This is a genomic window from Halobacillus sp. Marseille-Q1614 (assembly GCF_902809865.1).
Lineage (GTDB): Bacteria > Bacillota > Bacilli > Bacillales > Halobacillaceae > Halobacillus_A.
The window spans coordinates 806,127-820,847 of the sequence record NZ_CADDWH010000001.1; the positions used below are offsets into that span (position 1 = coordinate 806,127).

The following is a 14,721-nucleotide window of genomic DNA, read 5'->3' on the forward strand; positions in this document are numbered from 1 at the left end:
TTACAAGTAACGTAAACTATCTTCAGCAATACACGTGGTACAATTTTCTTCCCTTGCTGAAATGTATCTTCTTTGAATCTGATCCAGTCTTTCCACACATAAACTAGGCGACACCTTAAAGTCTTGGGACAATCTTTCGATGATTTCTGGATCCTGGAGATTGTACTTCTTAATCATGTGATAGGGGAGAGCAGCATATAGAGTAAAGTTACGAGCATCTCGCTCCTGAAGCTCTCTAAAGGCTTCAGGCATCATCGTTTGTTTTCCTACATGGCGAAGAGCGTGACAAAATTCATGAAAAAATTGTTCGCGTTGAATCAGTGGATCTTTAGTGGAGTTAATAACGATTTCTTCATACCTTCCAAATCGGGTATATCTTGATTCATGCGGCTTGTAGTGGATGAAAATTTGATATTTCATCGCTATTTTCTTGATTTTGAGGTCATCTGGGTATTCAATTGTGTGCTTTATGTACCAGTTGGACACGCAATCTTCTAGTGCTGTTGTCGTGTATTGCGGGAAATTCATACTATCACCTTCCTGTTAGTATTATACGAACAAATGTTCTTGTTTTCAAATGTTTTTCTATAAAAAAGGCCATAGATAATTATTATCTATGACTCAAGTGAATATTTAGCTATATATTTTTATTACTAGTTAATTCATATCTCTTTGTTTTGCTCTCGTTCTCCATGCAGTTAAAATACTTTCATTCCAAAATGAATCTCCGTTAATTTGTTTACCGTCGGATACTTCTTTTGCTATGTCCCTTATATCATCAGCGAACTTAGGATTAAGTTCAGCTTCAATTATTAACCAAGATCTGATTTCATTTGGTTCAAATTCTTCGTTTCCTTTTTTTAGGGTTCTGAATAAGTCAATGGTAGCGCTTTTATCTGCGGGATGATGTTTACAGCCATGGAAATGACCCAGGTCTGCCATCTTTTTGATCCAACTCTACCAATATATTGATCCACTTAAGACAAAGCTGATCCACCCTCCTATATAATAAAGAAGCACCTTAACGGTGCCATTTTATTATGTAGGGGGTTTTTTTGTGGTTAAGTATCGAGAGATATTAAGGCTTCAGGCACAAGGAGTCACTCAAAGGGGGATAGCTTCAAGTTGTGGACATTCCAGGAACACTGTAAGGGAAGTGCTAAAACGAGCGGAGGAAAAAGGTGTATGTTGGCCATTGGACAAGGATGTGACTGACTTAGATTTACTGTCCATTCTGTTCCCGGAAAAGAAACTTCCTTCCGATCATCGGCGCAAGCCAGATGGTGAATATATTCATAAGGAATTGGCGAAGTCAGGTGTCACTTTATCTCTATTATGGGATGAATACTCTGTGCAGAGCAGGGCGAATAATGAAATCCCATACAGCTATCGCCAGTTTTGCAGGTTTTATAATGACTATGCACGAAAAACGAAAGCTACCATGCGTATTAAAAGGAAACCTGGAGAACAGCTGGAAGTTGACTGGGCAGGGGATACAATGCATCTGACCGACCACTTAACTGGTGAGAAGATACCTGTGTATATTTTCGTTAGTGTTTTACCTTGTAGTCAGTATGCATATGTAGAAGCATTTTTGTCCATGAACAGTGAAAGCTGGATTACAGCTCATATTCATGCTTTTGAATTTTTTGGGGGAATCCCGAGAATTATCGTCCCTGATAACTTAAAAACTGGTGTAACGAAATCATCTCGTACTGAACCTATCATTAACCCGACTTATCAAGAGATGGCTGAACATTATCAGACAACTATAATCCCAGCACGAGTCTCTCACCCAAAAGATAAACCAAGTGTAGAAGTTACTGTAGGCCACATATCAACGTGGATTATTGCTTCTCTTCGTAATCAAAAATTCTTTACTCTCATAGAAGTTAATAAGGCAATAAAAGAGAAGTTAGAAGAATTCAATACTAAAGATTTTCAGAAAAAAAGTGGAAATAGGCAGAAAGCATTTTTAGAGGAAGAAAAGTTCGCTCTTATGCCTCTGCCTACTTCATCCTATGAAATGGCGACTTGGACAACGGCGACTGTCCAACCCGACTATCATATAAAAGCTGATTCTAAATTTTATTCTGTTCCTTATGATTATATCAAATGTACAGTAGACGTCAGAATGACTAGAACAATAGTAGAAGTATTTTATAAAAATGCACGGATTGCCTCCCATAAGAGATTAAGTAGATATGGGGATTCTTTTCAAACGATTCCAGATCATATGCCTAGAAAACACCAGCAATATTTAGAGCTTGATAAAGAGTACATTTTAAAATGGGGGAAGTCCGCAGGACCGTTCACATTATTAACCATTGAAAAGATTTTAGAAAGCTACCCAACTGAAAAGCAAGGCTTAAAATCAACCTTCGGTTTAATTAAGTTAGCAGATAAGTATTCCATTGAACGTGTCGAAGACGCCTGCGAAAGAATTTTGTCCTATACTCCAAGACCTAAACTCAAAAGTGTTCAGACCATTTTAAAAACGGGCCAGGATAAATTCGATCCTAAAATGGTGACAAAAAAATCTAGTGAACGAAAAAATGATAGCGCTTATGGTTTTACACGCGGTGCGAACTATTATGGAGGTAAAAATCATGACAACTGATAATACTCTAATAAAATTAAATGAAATGCGTATGACAGCAATGGCAGAGAAATTTACTGAACAATTAAGTAACCCTGAATATCAAGAATTATCATTTGAGGATCGTTTTGGATTACTGGTTGACATGGAATGGTCACGAAGACAAAATAGTAAACTCGATCGATTGATAAAGGCAGCTGAATTAAGAGACACTCAAGCATGTATTGAAGACATCAGGTATTACTCTGACCGGAAATTGGACAAAAACCAAATCTTGCGTTTGGCGACAGGTAGCTATATTGAAGAGCACCACAACATCATTCTTATGGGCGCCTCTGGAAATGGTAAAACATACTTGGGTTGTGCCTTTGGCAACGCAGCATGTCGGCAGTTTTATAAAGTGAAATACACCCGTCTCCCCGACTTATTAGACGAATTAGCCATCGCTAGAGGCGAAGGGATCTACAGAAAAGTAATGAAAAAATATAAAAAAGTTAACTTACTCATATTAGACGAATGGCTTCTAACACCTCTAAATGATACGGAAGCAAGAGACCTTCTAGAAATTGTGGAGGCACGTCACCAACAAGGATCCACTATTTTCTGTTCACAATTTGATCCGCGAGGATGGCATGAAAAAATAGGAGAAAGCACACTGGCTGACGCCATTCTCGATCGAATCGTTCACGATTCATATAATATTGTCATTGACGGAGAAATGTCGATGAGAGAACGTTACGGATTACACCAGTAAAACTCAGATCCACCATCATGTATGGTAGTGGCTCACTTATGGCGCGAGTGGCTCAATTCCTTGTCCTAAGTGGATCAAAAAGATGGCAGAGGCGGATCTAACCTCTGTCTTTCTTCAGGAGATTCCAGTAGACGTGTTTATACTCTCTAATAAATCTCTGAGAGCTTCATCTACAACTGGATTCTTGATAAACTGTTCTGCGTTTTTCTTATCATTTGTCTCCAATTCTTTCGCATTCCATGTCTTAATCCAATTTTGAATGTTACTATTCCAACCCCAAGGGATAACTAATACTTTTCTCAATTCTGTGTAGGAATCGATTTTATTTAATAATTTGGAACTTGGGTATAGAACAAGACAAGGGCCAGAGTTATTCACATTTTTACTGCGTTCAGTTATAAGAATCAATTTCCCTAAATTATTTGGTAAACGTGCTTCGTTATTCTTAGAGAGGATATTTGTATAATCTTTTCCTAATGTATCACTTATTACCCCCGTTAAATTTTGTTTGGTAGGTACACATAAAAATGCATTTTGGTTTCCATCTTTTTCACATTGCTTTATAAGCCATTGAATACCTCTTTTTAAAGCTTCATAGTTTCCACCTTCGCTATTAATATAAAAGCTATCTCGTTTACGCGCCATTTTTATTACCTCCTGTAAATTTATTGTAAACTATCACAAGCAATACCATCAGTATCCCTATTCAAATCATGAGGATCATTCGCTGGCCCACCAGCAGCTTCAAAAAATGCTTGTGCTGAAGCATGGTCAGGGAAGTCACCACAGTCACGATCAGGTCCAAATGGATCATAAAGAAGTCCGTTATTAGACGGTTCTGAAGGTTCAGGCTGTGGAGATGGCTCCGGTTCAGGCGCTGGTTCCGATTCTTCCTCAAAGTGGTAACCATGGTCGTGATCTTTATGTGCATAACCTTCAATTGACCAGACACCATTGCCAGAGTCGATTGCTTTCTGTTGAGCTGCATGAAATTCATCAAGCATGGTTAAGTCGTTGTATAAGTAAGCAGTTCGTGCCAATCCTTTTTCCAGCAATTTTTCTTGAATAGTTTCACCATCAATATATACATAAGCTAGTAATCGACCGTAATTGTCACGCTCTTCGCTTCCAACTTTCACTCTAACTTCTTCTCCGGATAGAGTATCCTTAACAAACTGAGATGCTTCAGGTCCGTAAGGTTGAACTGGTTCAGAAGGGTGTACCGTTTCAGGTGTGTCAATAAGTAAGAGACGGACATCTTCTGTTTTACCATCCATGTTCACTTCAATTGTGTCTCCGTCTATGACTCGAGTTACTGTAGCGTTTGTTTCATTTTTCTTTTTTTCAGCAGCTTCTGCTTCAGCCTTTTCTTTAGCTTCTTTATCTTTTTCAGCTTGTGCCTTTTCTTCAGCTTCTTTTTCTTTACGCTCTTTCTCTGCTTGAGTCTGTTCTTCAGCCTCTTTTTTATCTTTTTCTTCCTGCTCTTTTTGTTCTTCAACTTCTTTAGCTTCTTTTTCTTCGGCTGCCTTTAATTCTTCTTCACTGTTTGGGTCTGCTCCATCGCCATTACTAGAGTTTTCAGGTGATGTGTCTGTCTCAGCCATCACATCCTCTGTAGTAGTTTCATCTGTTAAATCATCATTTTCCCCAGAAAGAGCATCTACACTAGTCCCGATCAAAAGGATATAGATAAGGATAGATGTCACCATTTTCCATGCTTTACCGGTTCTAAACCCTACAATTTTCTGGTACCATTTTCTTTCTTTTTTTTCAATTTTTACATTGCACTTTTCTTCGGCGGTACTTAATACTTTTTTACTATCGCTATATATCTTATAAATTTTTCCATTTAACGTTAGAAGAGTACTCATAGCTCTAAAATCAATCGAAGCATGAGCTACTGATTTCCAATGTGTTTGTTCAAGTTGTATTAGTTTTCCCTTTTGATAGGAGTAAGCAAATATTCCGGTATGAGTAATTGCAGAGTACTGACTGGGTTCATTTGATTTATATAATCCGCCCTCTACCATATAAATAAAATCAGAGTGCATACTCATTATTAGATTTTTAACCAACTCTTTTTTAGGTAAAGCTTTCTCATTCTGATTAGATGGTTGTTTTCCCTTTTGAGATGTAAAATTTTCATTTGAAATGTCTGTGCCTTGCTCGTTTGTAGATATTCCTGTTTCGTTTATTTGAGGTTTAATGTTATAAGATTCTATTACCAGTGACCTAAATTTCTCTTCATCGTCCTCTATGTGTGCCAGCAAGCAATTGAAGCAGTTTTCTGCATCTAGAGCGTGGTGGGGGAGGGTGTTCTTTAGTTCAACCCATGATTTATTGAATATCCATTTGAGGTCATTTTGGTTTAATTCTAAGATTTCATTTAATTGATTCAGTCGCTTACTTGTGGGCATAGGTGATATATTTTCTGGATTATCAATAATAAATCCATTGTGTAAACCACTAGTGCTTAATATAAATGCATGAAGATAATAATTATGTGCAGATTCATAATCTTCCTCATTGTATAATTGATTGGCCATATTAATTAAGACAATAGTCAATAATCCAAAATTACGCTCTCTCTCATATCTGCTTTTGGCACGAGTATAAAGACCCCATGAAATCTCGCTGTTACTTGGAGTAAGATTGCTCTGATTTACAAAACGAATTGCACTAGCAGGATAATAAATACCATCTTTAGAAGAGGACTTGTGTGCAGGAACAATATAATAGTACCTATTAAATACTTCCTCACCTTTAGAAGTTAGTTTCAAGGTGGTATCAATAATATGATGCTGAAGATCAGCCAAAGTTATTTCCTCTTTTATGCGATCTACAAGAATTGCTTTTTTTCCTGAAATTTTAAGGTTGTGGTGTTTTAAAATCTCTTTAAGCTCTGCAACCTTGAAGTCTGGAAGTGATTCATAAATAGTAGCTTGTTCTAAGTAGTCTTCATTAATTAACTTCTCTGCTGATCTGTGAGCATCAATTCCATAATCATATTCAAAATACAGTGGAAAAGTAGCTTTCATAAAGTTTTTGCCACTTAGCCAATCCAAAAGGATTACTTCCCCTGGTAATAATCCATTTTCTAAAGGTCTCTTATAAATCACGTCTATTTCATCCCGAAAGTCATCATTCGGCATATTATCAACCTCTCATGTTCGAGTATTTTAAAACAATTACTTTAATTATAGAAAATTTCAGCTACTAGATATATAGAAAATACAAATTTTTCATGTAAAGTAAGAAAAAAGATCCTCAATAAATCACGCCTAATAAAAAGGCTGAGTTAAAGTTTGTTGTTGATATTTGAATAATTAGAACAAATGTTCTGTGAAGGAGTTATCAAATATAAGTGGGTGACGACCGTGAGAGCAACAGATATTCTTAAAGCCATTGAAAAACTTAATCCAGAGGAAAAGCATAGTTTACGGGAATATTTAATCGATGCTCTTACAGAGTCATCCTTAACAGGGGCGGTACTGCAAGGAATCTCGGAACGAAAGCCAAACCTGACCTGGTTTCAGGTATTAGAGAGCATCCATTGTCAGCGGTATGAAGGATGAACGATATGATGGTAAAAAGGGGTTTATTTCCAAGTGTCGAAACCTATGATACCCTTAGATGATTTACTTTCACGATGTAACCATTGAATCTTGTTCTCCTAAGCGGATATTTATCTCGAAACTGAGTCTTAAAGTAAAGGGCAGGATTGTTGAAGACTCATTTTCAAGATATTGAACTGAAATAAGGATTATTTGTGTAATATTTGGTGTTTTGTTTATATTGTTTGTTAAACTTTTCCTGTAAAATAGGAATTGACATTAGGGAATTTAGAAAAAGTGGGGAGGTTATAAATTGATAGAAAAGATTAGTATTAAGAAAGTAGCATCCTATGATTCAACAGGAATTCAAGTTAATTTGAGTAAGATTAATTATATATACGGAAGCAATGGTACTGGAAAGACAACTATTTCTGAATTACTAAGAAATAGCGACAAACCAAAGTATTCTTATTGCAATATAGAAAGAAAACAAGAAAGTTCTGACTTTGATCTGTATGTTTATAATAGAAGTTTTGTCCAGGAAAACTTCAATATCCGTAATGAAATAAAGGGGATTTTTACTTTAGGAAAAGAATCTACGGATATATTAGACTTAATTGATGAAAAAATGAAGGATGCTGAAAAACATCAGGGGCGGATTAGTAATTTAGAAAATAACATAAATCAAAGAACAGAGCAGTTAGATATCTTAAAAACAAATTTTTCAAATCAATGCTGGAAATTAAAACAAAAATATGATGAAAATTTTAAAGAGGCATTTACTGGTTTACGCAATAATAGAGACAGATTTATGGAAAGGTGTATGGATGAAGCCGTAAATAATAGAAATGAACTATTTAATTTTGAAGAATTAAAAAATAGAGTAGAGTCGGTCTTTAAAGCCCCCCAAGCAAAAGTAGGAATAATTCCAACAATTAACTATGATAGTTCTTTAGAGCAACAATCAATATTTCAAACAAAAATAATAGGTAAAAAAGATATAGATGTTGCTAGATTAATTACTAAACTAAATATAAGCGACTGGATACAACAAGGGCACATACATATGGAGGATACAGATGGTTTATGCCCATTTTGCCAACGAGAACTTCCTGAAGGATTTAAGGAAAAGTTGGATGAATATTTTGATGAAACATATAACGAACAAATACAAAATCTTAATTCATCAATAGAAAAATATAAAAGAAATACATTTAGCTTTTTTGAAAAGTACAAATTTCTTATTAATGAAGATATCCCTTTCATTAATAAGGAAAAAATAACTTCTCTACTTGAAATTATGAAATCAACATATAACGAAAATATTCAGTTGCTTGAAAGGAAGATCAATGAACCAAGTAGAGATGTTGAGTTGAGTTCCATAACAAGCTACCTCGAGCAAATAAAATCAGAGGTAGAACAAGCAAATGAACAAATAGCAGAATTAAACAGGGTAATTGAAAATATTAAGGAAGAAAAAGAGAGGTTAATAAAAGATATATGGCGATTTATTGTGGAAGAGAATAAAAGCCACTATGAAAATTACAAGAGTAATTTCAGAATACAGAATAGAGCTTTAGAAGGAATGAGAAAAGGTAAGGAAGTACAAAAGGACCATAAAAAAAGACTGGAAGAAGAGGTTATTGAGTTGCAGAATCAGCTTACAAGTGTTTTACCTTCCATTCATGAAATTAATACGCTTCTTAAATCCTTTGGTTTCACAAATTTTCAGTTAGCTGAATCTGATGAACAGGGTAATTACAAGATCGTAAGAGAAAATGGCGAAGATGCGAATGAAACGTTAAGTGAAGGGGAGAAAACCTTTATTACTTTCCTATATTTTTATCAACTTATTAATGGAAGTAATGATCAAGACAAAGTAAATACCGCAAGAGTAATTGTTATTGATGATCCAATTTCTAGCCTAGACAGCAATATACTATTTATGGTAAGTAACCTGATAAATAATCTAAAGAAAAAGGTAAGGCGTAGTGATTCAAACTTTAAACAATTGATCATTTTGACTCACAACATTTATTTCCATAAGGAAATTTCCTTCAATAAGGGTATGAGCAATAAAAAGCAACCTGATGAATCATTTTGGATTATCAGGAAGACGGGTAATATATCTTACATTAGTAGGTACGAAGAAAACCCAATTAAGAATTCATATGAACTACTATGGAAAGAATTACGGGAAAATCCTAATTCAATAACAACACCAAACATTATGAGAAGAATATTAGAAAACTACTTTAAGTTCTTCGGTAACGTGGATGTTAATGAAATCGTTGAAGGGTTTCCTGATGAAGAAAAGGTGGTTTGTAATTCTTTACTTTCCTGGGCTAACGATGGTTCGCATCATGTGAACGATGATTTATATATTGACAGTAATCAGGAAGCAAATCAGACTTACTTTAATATATTTTGGCGGATATTCAAAAATTCTAATCATATGTCTCACTTCAACATGATGATGAGCGAATTTGAATTTGAAAGTGAAGAAGATCCGGCTATAGATGAAGTTAGAAGCCAAATTCATGAGGCTATGGAGCAGGCTTCAGCCAGTGAGGAATAGAATAGCATTGAAAGGAAATGCTTTTTTTGTATAAAAAGAATTTGGAAGAATCATTAGTTAATTGTTAAATTATGCAGAATACCGAATACAAATTGTAAAAGAATTAAATGAAATTTATGAAAGCATTATTAATGATCTTATATAACAACGTCGATAAAGAAAGTCTTAAAAGTGTTCTTGCTTAATTCATTTAATTGTTTCAACAGCTTCATTGCATGATAGAGGAGGCTAGGTATGGGAAGGGATGCTATTGGAAGAAAGAAAAGAAGAAGGTTAAGAAAAGAAGTTGGTTTTGGCTGCCCAGTGGAAGGGTGCAGAGTCCCATTTCTCGAATTTCATCATTTCGACCCACCTTTTAATGAAGGGAAAATGCATAACGAAGATGGAATGATAGCTCTTTGTCCAATTCACCACAGACAAGCTGATCAAAGAGCTTGGTCAATTGAAGACCTACATGAAATGAAAAGAGCTCCTTACAGGGAAAAGCCAAAAGGTAAGTTAGGTTGGAGTATCGATGAAGGAATAGTAATATCAGGAGGTAACTATTTCTTTTCTCCTTCATTAACTATGAGAATCAAAGGAAAAGAATTATTTAAATTAGAACAAGATCATAAAGGGAAAATTTTTGTCAATGCGCTACTTTGGAATAATAAAAAAGAAATCATAGCTGAAGTTAAAAATAACGATATGTTAATAAATCATATGAGAGTAGAGGATATTGACTGTATGGCTTCTGGTAAAGAGATTCATTTTAAAGCTCCCGATAATTCTAATCATGTAAGAATTAGATTCGAACAGCAATCCATTGAGAAATGCTTGGCTCAAGCAGAAAATACCTTAGATGAAAGTATTGTTGAACAAGTTTTTTCTATAATAAAAGAACGTGTGGCTAATGGAATGATAAATGTTATAAAATTTAGCAGTACTATAAGAGAAGACGACTTTATATTCCACGCCGGAGACTCTAAAATTACTTTTGATTTTAGAAAAATTGGGTTAGATAAAGCAGAATACTACGGTAGCGCTCATGGGGTCAATGGAGCACTAAATTTTAGAAAGAAGGACGGTCAAGAATTAATATATCTAGGGAAATAGTCTACTGTAAAGGTTGAGAATTTAAAAAATAACTGTATTTTTTAAAAGGTCGGTAAATCACAAAATGTCCGTAGTGAAATATTAACTTTTAAGGTAATATATTTTGAAATCGAGTCTTCATGATAAGGGGAGCAAATCTGCAATAAAAGGGTTTGCTCTTTTTACTTAATTTGGCAAGAATCGTTGAAGACTCAGTTTCGAGAAATTAAACTCTATATTTATATAAAGTTGTTGTTTAGTTGGAAGTTGTGTAGAAACTATATTTTGCTAACTGTTCCCTTGGTATATTGGATGTTATATATTAAAAACGAAAGGGGCAGAGTTTTTGAAAAAGTGTCTCTACATGATTTTACTACTAATATTATTGACTTCTTGTAACTCAATTGGTCATAAAGAAGAATTAAAAGAAAATAAGGCAGAGTTTTCTCCTATGGAACTTCCAGCAGGCAGTAAAAGTAACTATGATTTATCGCTGAGTTTAGATGAAAATGGTGAATTTAAGGTGAAAGCATCCATTGAGATCACAAATTTGTCGAAGGATGCTTGGGAGTCCCTCGTTTTCTACTTTATACCTAATATGTTCACTCAGGATAATGCTCCTGAACTAGATAAGCCTGGGTCACTAAATGTCCAAAAAGTTTCTGTAAATGGTAAAGAGGTTAATTATTTTTTAGAGAAAGATACTTTTACAGTACCATTAAAAGAGAAGGTTCAGTCTAAAGAAGAGAAAAACATTGAGATTACTTATTCTTTTACTCTCCCTGAAAAAGGTCATAGATATACAGAAAATGATTCAAATTATTATTTAGCTCAATGGTATCCGATGGTTCCTACATACAGAGATGGTTGGAATAAAGAAGAATATCGTTCTAAAGGAGAATCTTATCACACCACTTTCAGTGACTTTGATTTCAGTTATAAAGTTCCAGAAGAGTATACCGTGATAACTTCAAGTGATACTGAGAACCTTCCTACACTTAAGGAACAGAAAGTGAAAGCTGAATCCGTTAAAGAATTTTACGTGGCAATCTTACGTCATCCTGAAATACTCGAGAAGGAAAAGCAAGGGGTAACAATTCGTATCTTTAGCTCAGATCAGACTAATAGAAAGGAAGAAGTATTAGAAACAGCACTCCAAGCTCTGGATTACTTCCAAAATAAAATTGGACCTTATCCACATAAACAGTTAGATATTATTCTCAGTGATATAGGTATGGAATACCCAGGTGTAGTGACAGTTGATAATTCGAGAGGGGTAAGAATGGAATCACTAAAGGATGAAGTCGTGCACGAAATCGCCCATCAATGGTTTTATGGTGTCATCAACAATGACCCTTATAGAGATGCTTGGTTAGATGAAGGGTTAGCAAATTTAGCAACCTCCTTGTTTCTTGCAGACGTTGAGTCAGAAGATGTTCAGTTGCCTAATGAATTCTACCCTAATCTTCAACCCGTAAATTTACCTTTAGATCACTACCAAAAAGATTATCATACTCAAGTATATGGGAACTCACCGATCGGTCTTTGGAATATTTTTAGGCAGCATGGAGGAAAAGAAGCAGCAGAAAACTTCCTTACAAAGTATTATTTGACCTATAAATATAAAGAAGTAAACACAGAGGAATTTACAAGGTTCCTAAATCATCAATTGGACATTAAGGATCCTTCTATTTATGATGACTGGTTACAATTAAAGCATAGCCAATAAAGGAAGAGTCAAGAATTGTCTTGAAATCAAGTGTTCATGAAATGGGAGCAATTTAGCAATAACAAACCTTCATTAGAGGGTATTTGTTGTCTTTAGTCACAAGGCGTGATTCCGGAAAGGAATTACGCCTTTTTAATAAATTCTGTTGAGTAAAGGGTAATAATTTGAAATAATTGGAACTAAACGTAGCCATGAGATTAGTAACTAAGGGAGGTGAAGCATGAAGATTAGAAAGGCAACCGTAACAGATGCAGAGGGAGTGGCAAAAGTTCAGGTTGATAGCTGGTATTCAACTTACAAGGACATAGTACCTGAAGAGTATTTAAGGAAGATGACCTACGAAAGCCGGGAAAAAAAGTGGAAAGACATAATCTCTAAGCAGCCAGTTTTTATAGCTGAAGACAATAAGGGAAAAATAATAGGCTTCTCTAACGGCGGGCCTGAAAGGACAGGAAAGTATCCTGAATTTGAAGGAGAACTTTATGCCATTTACATATTAAAAGATCATCAAAGAAAAGGTTTAGGAAAACAGCTATTAAAGCCAATAATACAAGAACTAGAAGATCAAGGTATATATTCAATGCTTGTTTTAGTATTAGAAGACAATCATTCCCGTTTTTTTTATGAAAAAGTTGGAGCTGAAAAATTGGATATTATTGAGATTGAAGTCTCTCGGAAAAGACTAAGTGAAGTTGTTTATGGATGGAAGGATATTCGGAAAATCAAATAACTGATTTAACTTTATTTTGAAATCGAGTCTTGGAGCGTTACTGAAATTTTATGTAATTATATTCATAAGATAAGTGAGGGGGGAGTAATAATGATTTTTTTAAAAAGCACTGTTAATGAGCTAATTCCGTATGCCATTGTTTTATTGCTTGTTGTTTCTATAGAGCTAATATTTGGTTTAGGGTGGAATCTATATCTTGTTTTTATTTTTGCTATTGGTTTTTTTGCCATAATGATTATCGAAAAAATTCGACGTGATTATAAGAAGAACTGGATTAATTTAGTAGCTGCTTTAATATTTGCTTTATTAGTTATTTGGATAGCCACAGTCTACACCAATATAATATAATTTATATTTTGCATGTACTGCACGCAAATTATCTTGATACTGAGTTTTCTTTTATAGAGAGCTATCCTCCAATAAAGACGATAGCTTTTGTAACTCACGGAGAAGGCTAGTTGAAGAAGGGATTTGATATTTACGAGGGGGTTTAAAATGATCTTTGAGGAAATTGATATAAAGAAACATCGAGATACAGTAGTTCAATTTCGGAAAGATTCATTTTATGTAAGTTTTGGGAATGCTATGGGGTTCGGTGAAGAAGAGGAATATTTAAGCTGGTTAGCTGAAAAAATTAGAGATTTTCCGGAAGGTTTTGTTTTAGCCAAGGAAGATGGTAAATATATCGGACAACTTGAATTAACTATACGTGAATACGAAGGCAATAAAATTGGGTATGTAAATTTGTATTATTTAACACCCGAAATGCGTGGCCAGGGTAAAGGGAAAACTTTACACCACTACGCTAAGCAATTCTTTAAAAACAATGAAGTTAGTGAGTATCATCTAAGGGTTTCTCCATCAAATAACAACGCGATCAAGTTTTATCGTACAATCGGAATGGATGAAGTCGGTACAGAAGTTGATGGAAAAGTAATTAGGATGAAAGGTTATTTATAAGATTTCATATTGTGCTAGGGGATGTATTAGTTAACATTTTATAAAAATATCTTGACATCAAGTCTTCCGTAAATGGGAGCAAATCTGCAATAGAAGGGTTTGCTTCTTTTCCTTTATTATGGGCAGGTAAGTCTCAACTCCAACGAATCTCTACATTATAGAATTTATATTGAATATTGTAGTTATAAGGTTGTATATTTTATTAGAGGTGATTATATGTATTGGTTTCTCATACAACTCTGTATTTCGCTGTCCTTATTAGTTTTTTCCACTTTTGTCACGTGGTATGAGGGAAGTGCATTATTAGAGAATCCTTGGGAATGGGAGTATTCCACTCCTTTTTCAGAGCGTCTCCATGAAAACATACATAGTGATGAGCAAATATCACAGTTAGATTACTTTGTATATGCTGCAAAATTTCATCCAACGTTTCCAACTATTATGGCCATTAGTAGTATTTATCTAATTTTATTAATCGGATATCAATTCTTAAAAGCACACATTAAAAAGTTAACTTTATACTTATCTCTTTGGGGTATTATATTTTTGGCAACTAGCTTTTTTATAATGAACTCACCTACTTCAGGAGGGAAAATATTTACTTCTATTTACATGGTAAGTGGAGTTCTATGTTTCTCTATAGTTGGCTTTACTTTTTTTAAAAGAACTCATAAACCATCAGCTGAAAAAGTGTAAATATCTTGAGTTCAAATATTCAAGTTTATGGGGCTATTGTTTAATAG

The 14,721-nt window shown here is 34.6% G+C and carries 13 protein-coding genes and 1 pseudogene; 10 read left to right on the forward strand and 4 right to left on the reverse strand.

The window, feature by feature from the left end; genetic code table 11:
* A complete protein-coding gene (locus tag HUS26_RS03950; RefSeq protein ID WP_371809544.1) occupies positions 1 to 420 on the reverse strand; it encodes an ImmA/IrrE family metallo-endopeptidase in 420 nt (139 codons plus the stop codon).
* Between the two features lie 237 nt (positions 421 to 657).
* Positions 658 to 942: a hypothetical protein gene (locus tag HUS26_RS03955; protein ID WP_173915917.1), complete on the reverse strand. Its 285-nt coding sequence runs from the start codon at positions 940 to 942 to the stop codon at positions 658 to 660.
* 115 nt (positions 943 to 1,057) lie between these two features.
* Between HUS26_RS03955 and istA the strand changes: the two genes are divergently transcribed.
* Both istA and istB read left to right on the forward strand, forming a co-directional pair.
* Positions 1,058 to 2,620 carry an IS21 family transposase gene (gene istA, locus HUS26_RS03960; protein ID WP_173915918.1) on the forward strand — a complete coding sequence of 521 codons (1,563 nt, stop codon included), beginning with the start codon at positions 1,058 to 1,060 and terminating at the stop codon, positions 2,618 to 2,620.
* On the forward strand, positions 2,610 to 3,353 hold the full coding sequence (istB, locus tag HUS26_RS03965; RefSeq protein ID WP_173915207.1) for an IS21-like element helper ATPase IstB: 744 nt from the start codon (positions 2,610 to 2,612) through the stop codon (positions 3,351 to 3,353). Before istA ends, istB begins: the two co-directional genes overlap by 11 nt.
* Positions 3,354 to 3,467: 114 nt before the next feature.
* Here istB and HUS26_RS03970 read toward each other — a convergent pair whose 3' ends face one another.
* Both HUS26_RS03970 and HUS26_RS03975 read right to left on the reverse strand, forming a co-directional pair.
* Positions 3,468 to 3,998: a hypothetical protein gene (locus HUS26_RS03970; protein WP_173915919.1), complete on the reverse strand. Its 531-nt coding sequence runs from the start codon at positions 3,996 to 3,998 to the stop codon at positions 3,468 to 3,470.
* 20 nt (positions 3,999 to 4,018) lie between these two features.
* Positions 4,019 to 6,505: a thermonuclease family protein gene (locus HUS26_RS03975; RefSeq protein ID WP_173915920.1), complete on the reverse strand. Its 2,487-nt coding sequence runs from the start codon at positions 6,503 to 6,505 to the stop codon at positions 4,019 to 4,021.
* Between the two features lie 225 nt (positions 6,506 to 6,730).
* Here HUS26_RS03975 and HUS26_RS03980 point away from each other — a divergent pair.
* From HUS26_RS03980 to HUS26_RS04015, 8 genes and pseudogenes are all read left to right on the forward strand, one after another.
* Positions 6,731 to 6,868, forward strand: a pseudogene (locus HUS26_RS03980) (IS1595 family transposase); the annotation flags it as partial.
* 352 nt (positions 6,869 to 7,220) lie between these two features.
* Positions 7,221 to 9,485 carry an AAA family ATPase gene (locus HUS26_RS03985; protein ID WP_173915921.1) on the forward strand — a complete coding sequence of 755 codons (2,265 nt, stop codon included), beginning with the start codon at positions 7,221 to 7,223 and terminating at the stop codon, positions 9,483 to 9,485.
* 234 nt (positions 9,486 to 9,719) lie between these two features.
* Positions 9,720 to 10,580 (forward strand): hypothetical protein, encoded by an 861-nt coding sequence (locus HUS26_RS03990; RefSeq protein WP_173915922.1) that lies wholly within the window; start codon positions 9,720 to 9,722, stop codon positions 10,578 to 10,580.
* A gap of 343 nt (positions 10,581 to 10,923) precedes the next feature.
* Positions 10,924 to 12,288 (forward strand): M1 family metallopeptidase, encoded by a 1,365-nt coding sequence (locus HUS26_RS03995; RefSeq protein ID WP_173915923.1) that lies wholly within the window; start codon positions 10,924 to 10,926, stop codon positions 12,286 to 12,288.
* A 220-nt stretch (positions 12,289 to 12,508) separates the two neighbouring features.
* Positions 12,509 to 13,018, forward strand: coding sequence for a GNAT family N-acetyltransferase (locus HUS26_RS04000; protein ID WP_173915924.1), 510 nt, complete (start codon positions 12,509 to 12,511; stop codon positions 13,016 to 13,018).
* Between the two features lie 90 nt (positions 13,019 to 13,108).
* Positions 13,109 to 13,366 carry a hypothetical protein gene (locus tag HUS26_RS04005; protein WP_173915925.1) on the forward strand — a complete coding sequence of 86 codons (258 nt, stop codon included), beginning with the start codon at positions 13,109 to 13,111 and terminating at the stop codon, positions 13,364 to 13,366.
* 147 nt (positions 13,367 to 13,513) lie between these two features.
* On the forward strand, positions 13,514 to 13,978 hold the full coding sequence (locus HUS26_RS04010; protein WP_173915926.1) for a GNAT family N-acetyltransferase: 465 nt from the start codon (positions 13,514 to 13,516) through the stop codon (positions 13,976 to 13,978).
* 216 nt (positions 13,979 to 14,194) lie between these two features.
* A complete protein-coding gene (locus HUS26_RS04015; protein ID WP_173915927.1) occupies positions 14,195 to 14,674 on the forward strand; it encodes a YjdJ family protein in 480 nt (159 codons plus the stop codon).
* The last annotated feature ends 47 nt before the right edge of the window (positions 14,675 to 14,721 follow it).